10 protein-coding genes are annotated in these 14130 nt (G+C 73.1%); 6 read left to right on the top strand and 4 right to left on the bottom strand.

The window, feature by feature from the left end:
* Positions 1-270 precede the first annotated feature (270 nt).
* Positions 271-4281 carry an ABC transporter transmembrane domain-containing protein gene (locus tag ABZ449_RS32765; RefSeq protein WP_360353427.1) on the top strand — a complete coding sequence of 1337 codons (4011 nt, stop codon included), beginning with the start codon at positions 271-273 and terminating at the stop codon, positions 4279-4281.
* A 116-nt stretch (positions 4282-4397) separates the two neighbouring features.
* Here the strand turns inward: ABZ449_RS32765 and ABZ449_RS32760 are convergent, their stop codons facing one another.
* Positions 4398-5423 (bottom strand): ATP-grasp domain-containing protein, encoded by a 1026-nt coding sequence (locus ABZ449_RS32760; RefSeq protein WP_360353425.1) that lies wholly within the window; start codon positions 5421-5423, stop codon positions 4398-4400.
* Positions 5424-5546: 123 nt separating this feature from the next.
* Between ABZ449_RS32760 and ABZ449_RS32755 the strand changes: the two genes are divergently transcribed.
* Positions 5547-6089: an NUDIX domain-containing protein gene (locus ABZ449_RS32755; RefSeq protein WP_360353424.1), complete on the top strand. Its 543-nt coding sequence runs from the start codon at positions 5547-5549 to the stop codon at positions 6087-6089.
* A gap of 86 nt (positions 6090-6175) precedes the next feature.
* On the opposite strand, the gene ABZ449_RS32750 is transcribed toward ABZ449_RS32755, so the two are convergent.
* Both ABZ449_RS32750 and ABZ449_RS32745 read right to left on the bottom strand, forming a co-directional pair.
* Positions 6176-7288 (bottom strand): hypothetical protein, encoded by a 1113-nt coding sequence (locus ABZ449_RS32750; protein WP_360353422.1) that lies wholly within the window; start codon positions 7286-7288, stop codon positions 6176-6178.
* 309 nt (positions 7289-7597) lie between these two features.
* Entirely contained in the window at positions 7598-8722 is a 1125-nt protein-coding gene (locus tag ABZ449_RS32745; RefSeq protein ID WP_360353420.1) for an iron-siderophore ABC transporter substrate-binding protein, read from the bottom strand.
* A gap of 324 nt (positions 8723-9046) precedes the next feature.
* On the opposite strand from ABZ449_RS32745, the gene ABZ449_RS32740 reads away from it, so the two are divergent.
* The 4 genes from ABZ449_RS32740 to ABZ449_RS32725 all read left to right on the top strand — a co-directional run bounded on the left by ABZ449_RS32740 (position 9047) and on the right by ABZ449_RS32725 (position 13829).
* A complete protein-coding gene (locus ABZ449_RS32740; protein ID WP_360353462.1) occupies positions 9047-10621 on the top strand; it encodes an APC family permease in 1575 nt (524 codons plus the stop codon).
* Between the two features lie 311 nt (positions 10622-10932).
* The gene (gene trpS / locus ABZ449_RS32735) at positions 10933-11937 is read left to right on the top strand and encodes a tryptophan--tRNA ligase (protein WP_360353460.1); all 1005 of its coding nucleotides are present in this window, start codon (positions 10933-10935) and stop codon (positions 11935-11937) included.
* 159 nt (positions 11938-12096) lie between these two features.
* The gene (locus ABZ449_RS32730) at positions 12097-13053 is read left to right on the top strand and encodes an LD-carboxypeptidase (protein ID WP_360353418.1); all 957 of its coding nucleotides are present in this window, start codon (positions 12097-12099) and stop codon (positions 13051-13053) included.
* 101 nt (positions 13054-13154) lie between these two features.
* A complete protein-coding gene (locus tag ABZ449_RS32725; protein ID WP_360353417.1) occupies positions 13155-13829 on the top strand; it encodes a nucleoside/nucleotide kinase family protein in 675 nt (224 codons plus the stop codon).
* A gap of 104 nt (positions 13830-13933) precedes the next feature.
* Here ABZ449_RS32725 and ABZ449_RS32720 read toward each other — a convergent pair.
* The coding region (locus ABZ449_RS32720; RefSeq protein WP_360353415.1) for a hypothetical protein at positions 13934-14130 on the bottom strand (197 nt) is incomplete at its 5' end.

Raw genomic sequence — 14130 nt, 5'->3', positions numbered from 1 at the left:
GGACGCGGCGGCAGCCCGTCCCGAGGCCTAGTCCCAACGGACGGCTCCCGCCCGTCCCCGGCCGCTGGGCGCCACGCGGGCCTGTCGGCGATCCTGGAGACGGCCGGGGGAGTGGGCCGTTCGGGTGTCCGCCCGGGAATCACCGCAGGCCGTCGGCTGTTGGCCAGTCCGCCCGGCCGGACGATCGAGGCTGTCCCCGGCCGACCCCGAACCCATCCGGGTCGGAAACGCCATGGCGGCCACTCGACGAAATGGTTAGCATCCCTAAATATGCCTGAGACTCACGGATCCACGGTGGAGCAATCCCCGAGCGGCCCCCCGGCCCCCGGCCCGACCCCGGAGGCTCCCGCCGACAGCCCGCAGACCGCCGCCGGCAACAGCGGGCCGGCTGCCGAGGGCGCCGAGTCGGCCGGCTGGCTGCGCCGTCTGGTCGGCTACAGCTGGCGGTCCCGCCGCAGCCTGCTGCTCGCCTTCGGCGCCTCGCTCCTCGGCATGGCCGTCACCGCGCTGGTGCCGCTGGTCACCAAGCTGATCATCGACGACGTCATCGTCGCCCACACCCGTTCGCTGGCCCCCTGGGCGGTGGTGCTGCTGCTCGCCGCCCTCCTGGTCTTCGGCTGCACCCAGGTCCGGCGCTACTACGGCGGCCAGCTCGCGCTCGACGTCCAGCACGACATGCGCAGCGACCTGTTCCGTTCGCTCGGCCGACTCGACGGCCACCGCCAGGACCGACTGGACACCGGCCAGGTGATCGGACGGGCGACCTCCGACCTCCAGCTGGTCAACGGGCTGCTCTCGATGCTGCCGATGATGACCGGCTACCTGCTGATGTTCGTCATGTCGCTGGCCGTGATGGTCTGGCTGTCCCCGCCGCTCACCCTGATCGCCCTGGTCATGGCCCCCGCGCTGTGGTGGGTCTCGGTCCTCAGCCGCAAGCGCCTCTTCCCCGCCACCTGGGCCGCCCAGCAGGAGGCGGCCGCGGTGGCGGGCGTGGTGGACGGCGCGATCGGCGGCGTCCGCGTGGTCAAGGGCTTCGGCCAGGAGGCGCAGGAGCTCGACAAGCTGGAGGCGGCCTCCCACAACCTCTTCGCGGCCCGGCTGCGGTCGATCCGGCTGAACGCCCGGTACAACCCGGCGATGCAGGCGATCCCGGCGCTCGCCCAGGTCGGCGTCCTCGCCTTCGGCGGCTGGCTGGCCGTCGACGGCCGGGTCACACTCGGGACCTTCGTCGCCTTCTCCACCTACGTCGCCCAGATGACCGGCCCGGTGCGGATGCTGACCATGGTCATCACCGTCGGCCAGCAGGCCCGGGCCGGCGTCGAGCGCGTCCTCCAGCTGATCGACGAGCGCCCGCTGGTCCAGGAGCGCCCGGACGCCCGCACCCTCGACCTCACGCGCACCGGCACCCCGGCGAGCGACACTTCCGCCGACGCCTCAGCCGGTACCACCGCCGGCGCCACGGCCGCCGCCCCCGCCCGCACCCTCGTCGGCCCGCGGACCCCCGACGTCGCCCTGGAGTTCGACCAGGTCGAGTTCCGCTACGACCCCGAGCACCCCGCCCCCGTCCTGCACGGCCTCAGCCTGAAGCTGGCCCCCGGCGAGACCCTCGCCCTGGTCGGCGCCTCCGGCTCCGGGAAGTCGACGGTCGCCCAGCTGGTGCCCCGCTTCTACGACCCGGCCGCCGGCACCGTCCGCCTGTACGGCCACGACCTGCGCGACCTCACCCTGGACTCGGTCCGCTCGACGGTCGGCATCGTCCCCGAGGAGAGCTTCCTCTTCTCCGAGTCGGTCCGCACCAACATCGCCTACGGCCGCCCGGACGCGACGGACGAGCAGGTGGTCGCCGCAGCCCGCGCCGCTCAGGCCGACGAGTTCGTCCGCGCGCTGCCGGACGGCTACGACACCAAGGTCGGCGAGCAGGGCCTGACCCTCTCCGGCGGCCAGCGCCAGCGCATCGCCCTGGCCCGGGCGATCCTCACCGACCCCCGGATCCTGCTGCTGGACGACGCCACCTCGGCGGTGGACCCGCAGATCGAGGCGGAGATCCACGACGCGCTGCGCTCGGTGATGACCGGCCGCACCACGCTGCTGATCGCCCACCGCCGCTCGACCCTCCAGCTCGCCGACCGGATCGCCGTCCTGGAGCGCGGCCGGCTGCTGGACCTCGGAACGCACGAGGAACTCGAAGCCCGATGTCCCCAGTACCGGGCCCTGATCACCGACCCCGAGGCCGGTCGCACCGACCGGCAGCCCACCCCCGACACGGCATCCGATGACCCGGCGTCCCCGGCGGAGCCCGAGCGGGCAACCGGGCAGCGGGCCGCCGACGGCGCCCCCGCCGACGGAACCGCCCCCACCGCCGGAACCCCCGGACCCCAGGCCACTCCCGTCCTCCCCACCCCCGCCCTGACCAAGGCCGCCCGCTCCGCCGACCCCGACCTGCTGGCGAAGGTCGCGGCCCTGCCGCCGGCCTCCGACACCCCGGCCGTCCCCCGCGCCGAGGCCGAGGCCGGCGACCCCGACTTCACCCTGCGCCACCTGCTGCGCTCCTTCCGCGCCCCGCTGCTCCTCGCCCTCGTCCTGGTCGCGCTGGACGCGGCGGCCGGACTGGTGCTGCCGGTGCTGATCCGGCACGGAATCGACGAGGGCGTCCGCAAGGGCCTGATGTCCGGCGTCGCGGTCGCCTCGCTCACCGCACTCGTCGTGGTGCTGCTGGACTGGGTGGTGCAGGGCGCCGAGAACCGGGTCAGCGGCCGTACCGGCGAGCGCGTCCTCTACACGCTCCGGCTCAAGATCTTCGCCCACCTCAACCGGCTCGGCCTGGACTACTACGAGCGCGAGCTGACCGGCCGGATCATGACCCGGATGACCACCGACCTGGACTCGCTGACGTCCTTCCTCCAGACCGGCATGGTCACCGCCGTGGTCAGCCTGCTGACCTTCGCCGGGATCTTCGCCGCCCTGCTGATCATCGACGCCGGCCTGGCGCTGGTGGTCTTCGCCGTCCTGCCGCTGCTGGTGATCGCCACCCTGGTGTTCCGCAAGAAGTCCAGGGACCAGTACGAGCGCTCCCGCGACCTGATCAGCACCGTCAACGCCGACCTCCAGGAGAACGTGGCCGGCATGCGGATCGTCCAGGCGTTCCGCCGTCTGGACACCAACACCGACCGCTTCGTGGCCCGCGGCATCGCCTACCGCGAGGCCCGGGTCAGGGCCCAGCTCTACATCTCGCTCTACTTCCCGTTCGTCCAGTTCCTCTCCAGCGTGGCCGCCGCGCTGGTGCTGATCGTCGGCGCGGCCCGGGTCGACGCGGGGACGCTGACGGTCGGCGCGCTGGTCGCGTACCTGCTCTACATCGACCTGTTCTTCGCGCCGGTCAACCAGCTGTCCCAGGTGTTCGACGGGTACCAGCAGGCCTCGGTGGGCCTCGGCCGCATCCGCGAGCTGCTGCGCACCCCGACCACCACCGCCGAGGCGGCCGATCCGGTGCCGGTGGCCAAGGGCCTGCGCGGCGAGATCTCCTTCGAGGGGGTCGGCTTCGCCTACAACGGCGGTGCGGACGGCGCCCCGACCGTGCTGAGCGGCGTGGACCTGCACATTCCGGCCGGGCAGACGGTGGCGCTGGTCGGCGAGACGGGAGCCGGGAAGTCGACGCTGGTGAAGCTGGTCGCCCGGTTCTACGACGCGACGGAGGGCACCGTCCGGGTGGACGGGGTCGACCTCACCCGCTACGACCTGGCCCAGTACCGCCACCGCCTGGGTGTGGTGCCGCAGGAGGCGTACCTGTTCGCGGGCACGGTCCGGGAGGCCATCGCCTACGGTCGGCCGGACGCGTCGGCGGCCGAGGTGGAGGAGGCGGCCCGGGCGGTCGGCGCCCACGACATGATCGTCCGGCTCTCGGGCGGCTACGACCACGAGGTGGCGGGTCGCGGGCGCAACCTCTCGGCGGGTCAGCGTCAGCTGATCGCGCTGGCCCGGGCCGAGCTGGTCGATCCGGACATCCTGCTGCTCGACGAGGCCACCGCGGCGCTCGACCTGGCCACCGAGGCCGCGGTCAACCATGCCGCGGACCGGCTCAGCGGCGGGCGGACCACCCTGGTCATCGCCCACCGCCTGACCACCGCCGAGCGCGCCGACCGGGTGGTCGTGCTGGACCACGGCCGGGTGGTCGAGGACGGCACGCACGCCGAACTGCTCGCCCTGGGCGGCGCCTACGCCAGGCTCTGGCAGGCGTTCATCGCCGACGGCCACACGGCGGCCGAGGCCGTCGCCGCCGGATAGGCCGCCCCGCACCCGGACAGGCCGCCCCGCAGCCGGGGCGGCATCCGGCCGCGACCCCGCCCGGCCGCGGCCCGGCCCCTCCACCAGGCGCCTGGCGGTCCTCGACGCGTGAACCGTCAGGCGGCGATCAGCGAGGCCAGCAGCCCCGAGACGTCGATCCCGCGCGGCAGTTCGCTGACCTGCCCGTCCCCGACCTCGACCACGCGCCAGCCGGAGCCGTCCGCCCGGCTGGCGAGGTCGGTGGTGACGAAGCGGCAGCCGAGCCTGCGGACCAGCGCCGGGACACCGGTGAGGTCGGGCTCTACGGCCCGCCGCGGCCCGTCCGGGTGCGGGCCGACCAGGACGGGCCGGCCGTCCAGCCACCACACCCGGGCCTCCACGGCCCGCCCGCCGCCCGACGGCGCGCCGCCGTCAGCGTGCTCCGGCCCGGCCGCACCGGCGGCAACGGACACCCCGCGCGCATCGGTCGCACCGCTCGTGTCGGCCGCACCGCTCGGGCCGTTCGCGCCGACCGGCCCCTCCGCCGGGGCGCCCACGCCCTCGAACTCCTCGTACCTCCGCAGCACCACGCCGCCCGCCAGGTACTCGCCCTGCAGCTCGACGAACCGCTCCACCACCCGCCCGACGGCCGCCAGGTCGGCCAACTCGGGTACGTAGCAGGCCTCGCGCCACTCGTGCTTGCGCGACTTCACGTAGTCCTTGACGATCGCCGGCCCGTGCCCGCCGAGCCGGGCCGCGGCCTCCGCCAGTTCGTCGGGCCCGGGCGCCACCGGCCCGTCGGACGGGATCCACGCACTGGCCGGGGTCGCGCCCTCGAACACGTCGTACCAGCCGGGCAGTTCATGGGCCGCCGCGTACCCGGGCGGGCTGGTCAGCAGGTTGCCGCCGCGGGCGGCGAGCGCGGCGGCGAAGTCGGCGTACCGGGCGGTGGGCAGCATCCAACCGCGGTACCAGAGCGGTCCGCTGTCCCCCGGCACCCGCCGGACGGCCTCCTCGGCCCGCCCGGCGAGCAGCGCGTCGTGGTCGACCAGGTGGTGCTCGCCGCCCAACTCCCGCAGCATCCTGGCCTCCCAGGCGAAGTGCGGATCGGGCCGACGCGGGTTGAGCGGATCGGCGGGGAAGATGATCGCGGGTTCGGGCATGGCCGTCAGAGTACGGTCGGCGGGCGGATCCCGTGCCCGCCACGTCGGACCGGCCGGCCCGAGCACCCGACCGGAGTGCCGAATCCGCTCGACGCCCCGGCCGGCCCCTGCGAGAGTGACCCGATGCGAAATCCGCTGCGCTTCCGCAACCGCAAGCCGAGGCAGGCCGCCCGCACGGTGGTCCTGGACGAGAACGGCTCGGTCTTCTTACTCCGTTCGGACAACGACGAGGTCGGCGTGCACTGGACCATGCCGGGCGGTGGACTGGAGCCGGGCGAGACCCCGTGGGACGGCGCCCGGCGCGAGCTGTGGGAGGAGACGGGCTGGAGCGACCTCGAACCCGGCCCGCTGCTCTGCACCTGGGAGCACGACTTCACCTGGCACGGCACCCCGGTCCGCCAGCACGAGCACATCTACCTCACCGGCGGACCGCACCGCGGCCCGGTCGGCGACGTCAGCGAGGTGCACGCCGTCGACCGGATCCTGGACTGGCGCTGGTGGACCGTGGCCGACCTCGCCGACGAGAACGCCGACGCGCTCTGGCCGCCCGCACTGCCGGAACTGCTGGAGACGGTCCGGGCGGGCTGGGCCGTGGACGGTCGACCGCCGGTACCGGTCGACCTCGGATACGTCCCGAACGCCCCGGTCACCCGTCGGGCCCGCTAGGCCCGTACGGCCCGGTGCCGAAGCGGCGCCCGGCACCGAGACCGGGCTCCGCCGAACGGTATCCGCCGAACAGGCCCGCCGGAGGGCTACGCGCGCCCGCCGCGCCGGGACCGCCCGGCCGGACCGGGCTCCCAGCCGTGCAGCTCCAGCTCCCGGTCGTGCAGCGCGACGGGGTTCATCAGCACCGTCAGCTGGGCGTCGATCAGTTGGTCGAACCCGAGCCCGGTCGCGGTCAGTAGCTGATCGGTCGACACCGAGACGGCGATGGCGGGCCGCCAGGAGGGCAGCACCACCAGGCAGGTGCCGCGGCCGACCCGGATCGGCCGGGCCGCGACCCGCACCGGCGCCCGCTCCTCCGGCCGACCGAAGGCCTCCGCGGGGCCGGCGCCGATCAGGATGCCGAGCGGTGGTTCGGCCCACGGGGCCCCGGCGGAGTGGCCGATGGCGGCGTCGACGCCGGCGGGACCGGCATCGAGGACGCCGGGAGCTCCGGACGACGGCCCCTGCGCCGCCGCGCCCGTCGCACCGGCACGTTCGTGCGCCCGACCGGTGGTACCCGGCAGGCCCGTTCCGGCCGGGCCGGACGCGGCCGTCTCCCGTGCGGTCGCCCCCTGCCCGCTCTGGCCGGCCTGCGGGTGCATCCGGCGCAGACGCCGCGAGGGCGACGGCCGCCGGGACCCCAGGATCCGCGGCTCCTCGCGCACCGAACGCTGCGCCGGCACGGACGGGCCGCCCTCCGACGGGCTGCCCTCGGAAGGCGCGGTGGCGGACCCGAAACGGACGAACCCGGGCTCGCCTCCGTCCGGCCCTCGGAGGGTCTCGGGCGTCGCGGCAGCCCGGTCGGCGGGCGCGGCGGACGCGGCCGGAGCTTCCTCGGCCCCCGCGTCCAGGCCGAAAAGGGCCGCTACGTCCGGGACCGGTCGGCGGTACGCGTCCGCCGGCAGGACGGGCGGCGCCTCCGCGTCGTACCGGCTGCGCGGCTGCGGCACCGAGTCGGGGCGTGCCGAGCCGGCCTGGCGCGCCACTCCCTCCGGGAAGCCGGTCGCGGCCGCACCGGGCTCGACGACGGTCGCGATCGAGCACACCGGGACGGCCGCGGCGGGCGGGTCCGTCATGGTGGGCGGGGGCGAGGAACCGGCGCTGTCCCCGGGCGGGCCGGGAAGGGACGGGTCGATGGCGGTGGGGTGGAGCGAGGTCATCTGCGGGCCCTTCGGGGAACGGTTCCGACGATCCTCCCGCACCACGCGATCAGCTCCAAGCGTCGAACCCGACGGTGTGCGCGATACCACCGCCGAACCGTCGTGGGATCACCCCCGGATCACCCAAGACGCCGCAGGACGCACACCGTTGCCACACGACCGGAACCACGCCTGGTTCCGCCCTCCGACCCGGACCCGACCCGACTCCGACCCCGATCCCGCCCCACCGGGCAGGATCGGCCAAGGTATCGGCCAAGGGGTCGGTCAAGGTATCGGCCAAGGGGTCGACCCCCGGGGCCGCTCAGGGGATCAACCAGCGGGCGCGACAAAGCCCTTGAGGTCGGCGAGCACCGCGTTCGCCGCCATGACGCCGAGCCCGAGGAACCAGGTCTCGTCCGAAACCGGCCGGGCCTGACCGGACTTGACCGCCCCGAGCGTCTTCCAGAGCGCGCCGCCCAGCACCGCGTCCTGGCTGGTCGAGCTGGGGCTGCCGTACACGCCGTAGAAGATCCAGTCGGCGTCGGCCTTGTCGATCTGCTCCGGGCTGACCTCCACCGCGAGCTCCTGGACCCGCTCGATCTCGGGCTGCGGCAGCGGCACGTCGGTGAGGATGGTGCCGATGAAGGAGAGCTCCGCGTAGAGCCGGATCCGGCCCGGCATGAAGCGCAGCGGAGTGATGGTGGGCCGCTTGTCGCCGAGCTTCGCGCCGATCGCCGCGGCCGTCGCCTGGTACGCGTCGAGCTGCGCCTTGGCCTCGGCCTCCAGGCCGAACGCACTCGCGTTGAGCAGGAAGTTCTGCTTCCAGGGGTAACCGGGGCGAAGCGAGAAGACGGTCGGCGCGATCTTGGACAGCTGCGCGTACTGGTCCTGGGCCCGCAGCTGGCTGCCGAGGATCAGGTCCGGCTTGAGCGCGGCGATGGCCTCCAGGTTGAGGCTGTTGATGGTGCCGACGGCGGCGGGGCTGCCGGCCTTGTCCTTGAGGTAGGAGGGCAGGGACTTGGACCCGTCGGTGTGCACGACGCCGACCGGCTGGATGCCGAGGGCGACGACGTTGTCGAGCTCGCCGGTGTCCAGCACCACGACCCGGGTGGGCCTGGCCGGGATGACGGTCTCGCCCATCGCGTGCTTGAGGGTGCGCGGGTAGACGCCGGGGGCGGCGTCGGTGCCGAAGCCCTTCATCTTCTCGATCACGGTGGCGTAGTCGTCGCCGCCCTGCTTGACCGACTTCTGGTTCGGGGAGGAGCCGCCGCCGGCCGGGGTCGAACCGCCGCTGCCACCCGATCCGCCGGATCCACCCGATCCGTCCGAGCTGCCGCAGGCGGTGAGCAGTCCGCCGAGGCCGAGCACCGCGGCACCGGTGATCCCCGCGGTGAGGATCCTGCGGCGGGTGGCGGTGCGCGGGGCGAGGGCCAGGTCGTCGGAGGTGGGGGACACGCGACGCTCCTTTCACGATCGAATTTAGGTTAGGCAAACCTATCCGATGTGAGGGAAGCGTGGCCCCGGGCCCTCCGTATCGGAGGGGCAAACCATGTCGAACCTTGGCAAAAGGGAGAAATTTCCTTGACTCAACTCCTTTGAAACAAAGGTACATGGGTTAACGCGCCGTAAATACATCAAGCCCAACGGCCTCATGGCGAACGAATCGAAGCAAGTGGTTTAGATCACCAAGGGTTGGTCTACTCAACCTTCCATGCCCCCCTCTAGGGTGCGCTGGTGTTTGATCAGCAGCTCTCAGAGCACACGAGCAGCGGCCGGGCAATGGCGCCCGGCGCTCCGCAGGGTGCCCCGGTCAGTGGCATCAGTGGTGGAGTCCCCGGCAGTCAGGGGACCGCTGGGGGAGCGGGGGACAAGGGTCTACGGGGCGGTTCCGTCGGCCTGCTGAGCAGTGTGGTGCTGGGCGTCTCGACGGTCGCCCCGGTCTACTGCCTGACAGCGACACTCGGCCCGACCGTCACCGCGGTCGGAGTCCAGATGCCCGCGGTGTTCCTGGCGGGCTTCCTGCCGATGCTGCTGGTCGCGTTCGCGTACAAGGAGCTGAACAAGGACTTCCCGGACTGCGGTACGTCCTTCACCTGGGGCGTGCGGGCCTTCGGCCCCCGGGTCGGCTGGATGGCCGGCTGGGGGCTGACGGTGGCAACCATCATCGTGCTGTCCAACCTGGCCGGGGTCGCGACCGACTTCCTGTACCTGATGCTCGGGGAGATGACCGGCAGCAGCTGGGTCACCGAACTCGACCAGAACAAGGCCGTACACCTGCTCACCGTGGTCCTGCTGATCGCCGGCGCCACCGCGATGAGCTACCGGGGGATGACCGCCACCAAGTGGTTCCAGTACAGCCTGGTCGGCCTCCAGCTGGCCGTGCTGCTGCTCTTCTCCGCCATCGCCATCGGCAAGGCCGCCTCCGGCGACCTGCCCGACTCGATCGGCTTCTCCTTCTCCTGGCTCAACCCGCTCGAGGTGAGCTCGTTCAGCGCGTTCACCGCGGGACTGTCGCTGTCGATCTTCATGTACTGGGGCTGGGACACCTGCCTGACCATGAACGAGGAGACCCAGGGCAGCGCCAAGACCCCCGGCCGCGCCGCGATGATCTCCATGGTCACCCTGGTCGGCTCGTACCTGCTGGTCGCGATCGCCTCCCAGATGTTCGCGGGCGTCGGCAGCACCGGCAACGGCCTCGGCAACCCGGACACCGCCGACAACGTCTTCGCCGCGCTGGCCCGTCCGGTGCTCGGCTCGCCGTGGAGCATCCTGCTCTTCCTGGCCGTCGTCGCCAGCGCCGCCGCCAGCCTGCAGACCACCTTCATCCCGGTGGCCCGCACCCTGCTCGCGATGAGCGCCTACCGCGCGGTGCCGCCGCGCTTCGGCGCCGTCCACCCGCGCTTCCGCACCCCCGGCTACGCCACCGTCGCGGCCGGCATCGCCACGGCGGTCTTCTACGTCGGCATGAGCCTGATCAGCGAGAACGTCGTCCAGGACACCATCCTGGCGCTCGGCCTGATGATCTGCTTCTACTACGCGCTGACCGCCTTCGCGTGCGTCTGGTACTTCCGCCGCTCGCTGCGCACCGGTGTCCGCGACCTGCTGCTCAAGGGCGCCGCCCCGCTCCTCGGCGGCGTGCTGCTCACCGCGGTCTTCCTCCAGACCCTCACCGACGCCTGGGACCCCGACTACGGCAGCGGTTCGGTCTTCGGCATCGGCTCGGTCTTCGTGATCGGTGTCGGCATCCTGCTGCTCGGCGCCGTGCTGATGACCTGGTACCGCTTCATCCGGCCGGAGTTCTTCCGCGGCGAGACGCTCAACCAGGACACCCAGGCACTGGTCGTGGAGGACTGACGCCATTACTGTTGGGCGCATGAAGCGCTTCGTGGGCCTGTGCTGGTGGCCGTCCTAGGACGGCCACCAGCACTCGCCTGACCAGGGCCGTCCGGGATGGACGGCCCTGCTGCGTTCTCCGCGCTCCCCGCGCTTGCGGGACGGGCCCCTCGCCCCGGACGGCCGTCACCACCGCCGCACCGAGGAGAGAGACCTTGACCACCGAGACCGTCGCCGCACAGCCCGCCACGTCCGTTCCGACCGCCACGTCCGTTCCGACCGCCACGTCGGTTCCGACCGCCACGTCGGTTCCGACCGCCACGTCCGTTCCGATCGACGACCCGACCGCCCACCGGGTCCTCACCGGGGACCGTCCCACCGGACCGCTCCACCTGGGCCACTACTTCGGCACCCTGCGCAACCGGGTCCGGCTCCAGGACCAGGGCATCGAGATGTTCGTCGTGGTCGCCGACTACCAGGTGATCACCGACCGCGACCTCGCCGACCGGCTCGCCGAGCACACCGAGAACCTCGTCCTCGACTACCTCGCCGCCGGCCTCGACCCCGAGCGGGCGACGATCTTCCCGCACAGCGCCGTCCCCGCCCTCAACCAGCTGCTGCTTCCCTTCCTCAGCCTGGTCAGCGTCGCCGAACTGGGGCGCAACCCCACCGTCAAGGACGAGATCGCCCACTCCCGGCGGGCCGCCGTCAGCGGGTTGATGTTCACCTACCCCGTCCACCAGGCGGCCGACATCCTCTTCTGCAAGGCCGACCTGGTGCCGGTCGGCCAGGACCAGCTTCCCCACCTCGAAGTCGCCCGCACCGTCGCCCGCCGGTTCAACGAGCGCTACCCGCACGCCGACGGCAGCGCCGTCTTCCCCCGACCGCGGGCCCTGCTCTCCGACGCCCCGATGCTGCTCGGCACCGACGGCGGCAAGATGAGCAAGAGCCGGGGCAACGCCGTAGCCCTCGGTGCCACCGAGGACGAGACGGCCCGGATCATCCGCGGCGCCAGGACCGACGCCGACCGCCGGATCGACTACGACCCGGTCAACCGCCCCGAGGTCTCCAGCCTCGTCCTGCTCGCCGCCCTCTGCCAGGACCGCGCCCCCGAGGCCGTCGCCGAGGAGATCGGCGACGGCGGCGCCGCCGCGCTCAAGCGCACCGTCACGGAGTCCGTCAACGAGTTCCTCCGCCCGATGCGCGCCCGCCGTGCCGAACTCGCCGCCGACCGGGCCCACCTGCGGCAGGTCCTGCGCGACGGCGCCGAGCGGGCCAACGCCGACGCCGACGCCACCCTCGCCGAGGTCCGGGAGGTGATGGGAGCGGCGATCTGAAGAGCGCTCACCCGCCGGAGCCCCGGGGGAGCCGCCCGGACAGCGGACCACCGCCCCCGGACATCGGCCGGTTCACACGGGGCATATCGTCACCGGGCGGTCGCGGCCACAACGCGACCGTCCGCACCCCGCTCCCGCGCCCGAAAGGTGGCCCGGCCCATGGACCAGCACCCGACCGCACCCGGCCAGGGGCTGACCCGCCCGCCGCACCTGCGTCCCGGCGACCACATCGTCGTCGCCGCGCCCAGCGGCCCGATCGACGCCGCACGCCTCGAAGCCGGATGCGCGATCCTCCGCTCCTGGGGGCTGCGCGTCACCGTCGCCCCGCACGTCCTCGACACCCACCCCTCCCTCGGCTACCTGGCCGGCACCGACGCGGACCGCGCCGCCGACCTCCGGAACGCCTGGCTCGACCCCACCGTCGACGCCGTCATCTGCGCCCGCGGCGGGTACGGCGTGCACCGCATGGTCGACCTGCTCGACTGGAGTGCGATGCGCGCCGCCGGGCCCAAGCCCTTCATCGGCTTCAGCGACGTCAGCTCCCTGCACGAGGCCTTCGCCCAGCGCCTCGGCCTCGCCACCCTGTACGGACCGCTGGCCGCCGGGGCCTCCTTCGTCTCCGACGGACCGACCGCCGAGCACCTGCGCCGCACCCTCTTCGACCCCGCCGCCGTCACCGTCCTCACCTCACCCACCGCCGCCCCGCTCGTCCCCGGCCGGGCCCGCGGCGTCACGGCCGGCGGCTGCCTGCACGTCCTCACCGCCGAGCGCGGCACGCCCGCCGCCCGGTCCTCGTACGAGGGCGCCATCCTGCTGCTCGAAGACGTGAACGAGCACCCCTACCAGCTCGACCGACTGCTCACCCAGCTCCTGCGCTCTGGCGCCCTCGACGGCGTGGCCGGGCTGGCCCTCGGCTCCTGGGAGGGCTGCGGACGTCCGGAACGGGTCCGGGACGTGATGCTCGACCGGCTCGGCGGGCTCGGCGTCCCCGTGCTCTGGGAACTGGGCTTCGGCCACTGCCCGTCCACCCTCACCGTCCCGCTCGGCGTTCCCGCCCTCCTCGACGCCGACGCCGGCACCCTCACGCTGGACCTGCCCGCCCTCGCCGATCGCTGAGCCGGCACCGGGCGGGCCCGGCCCGGTGCCCCACTGGGCCCAGGGCTGCCGCGCCGGGCTCGGGGCGCGCCGGGCAAGGACGCCATCAGTAAGGTGCGGCCATGAACGAGGACCGTCTCACCGCCCTTGCCCTCGGCTTCCTCCGCGGCCCGGGCAGCAACGCCCGCACGATCCTCGGACTTGCCGGCCCGCCCGGCGCCGGCAAGTCCACCCTGGCCCGCCACCTCGTCGCCGAGGTCGAGCGCGCCGAAGGCCCCGGCACCGCCGCCTACGTCCCGCTCGACGGGTTCCACCTCTCCGGCGCCCAGCTCGACCGCCTCGGCCTGAGCCACCGCAAGGGCGCCCCGGCCACCTTCGATGCCCACGGCTACGTCGCCCTGCTGCGCCGCATCGCCGGCGACCGCTTCCAGGACATCTACGCCCCGGACTTCGACCGCACCCTGGACGAACCGGTCGCCGCCCGCCACGTGGTCCGCCCGCACACCCGGCTCGTCATCACCGAGGGCAACTACCTCGCCTCCTCCGACACCCCATGGCCCGATGCCCGCCGACTGCTGCGCGAGCTCTGGTACGTGCACACGGACGACGGGGTCCGCGAGGAGCGCCTGCTCCGGCGGCACCGCGACGGCGGCCGCGGCGAGGCCACCGCCCGCCAGTGGGTCACCGGCAACGACCACCCCAACGGCGCGTACGTGAAGCCCGGCCGGGCGCTCTGCACCCGGACCGTCTCCGGGGCGGGTTTGCCTTCGGCTCCGGACGGGGGTAGTGTTTTCTAGTCGCTCGGCAGGGAGCACCGGACACGCATCGGCGCGGACGGTCCCGGGGCGGCCAATCCTCTGAAACACCACTTCCCGGTTCGGGCCGGGTCGCTTCGTCGTTTTCACGTTGCGGCCTGGTGCTTATTCGGTGTGCGCGTTTTATCGGGTTGCGGCCGGATTCGCTTTTCGGAGCGGGGATCGGCTAGAGTTTGAAACGTCGGACAGGGCGTCAAACCCCGGAAGACACCGGCGAGTTGGATGAACGAAGCCCCGGAAACGGAGCGGAAAACATCTGATAAGCTGGAAACACGAAAGAACG

The sequence above is a fragment of the Kitasatospora sp. NPDC005856 genome (genome assembly GCF_040629945.1).
Taxonomy (GTDB): domain Bacteria; phylum Actinomycetota; class Actinomycetes; order Streptomycetales; family Streptomycetaceae; genus Kitasatospora.
The sequence above is the reverse complement of the archived record's forward strand: the minus strand, read 5'-3'. Positions and strand labels throughout refer to the sequence as shown.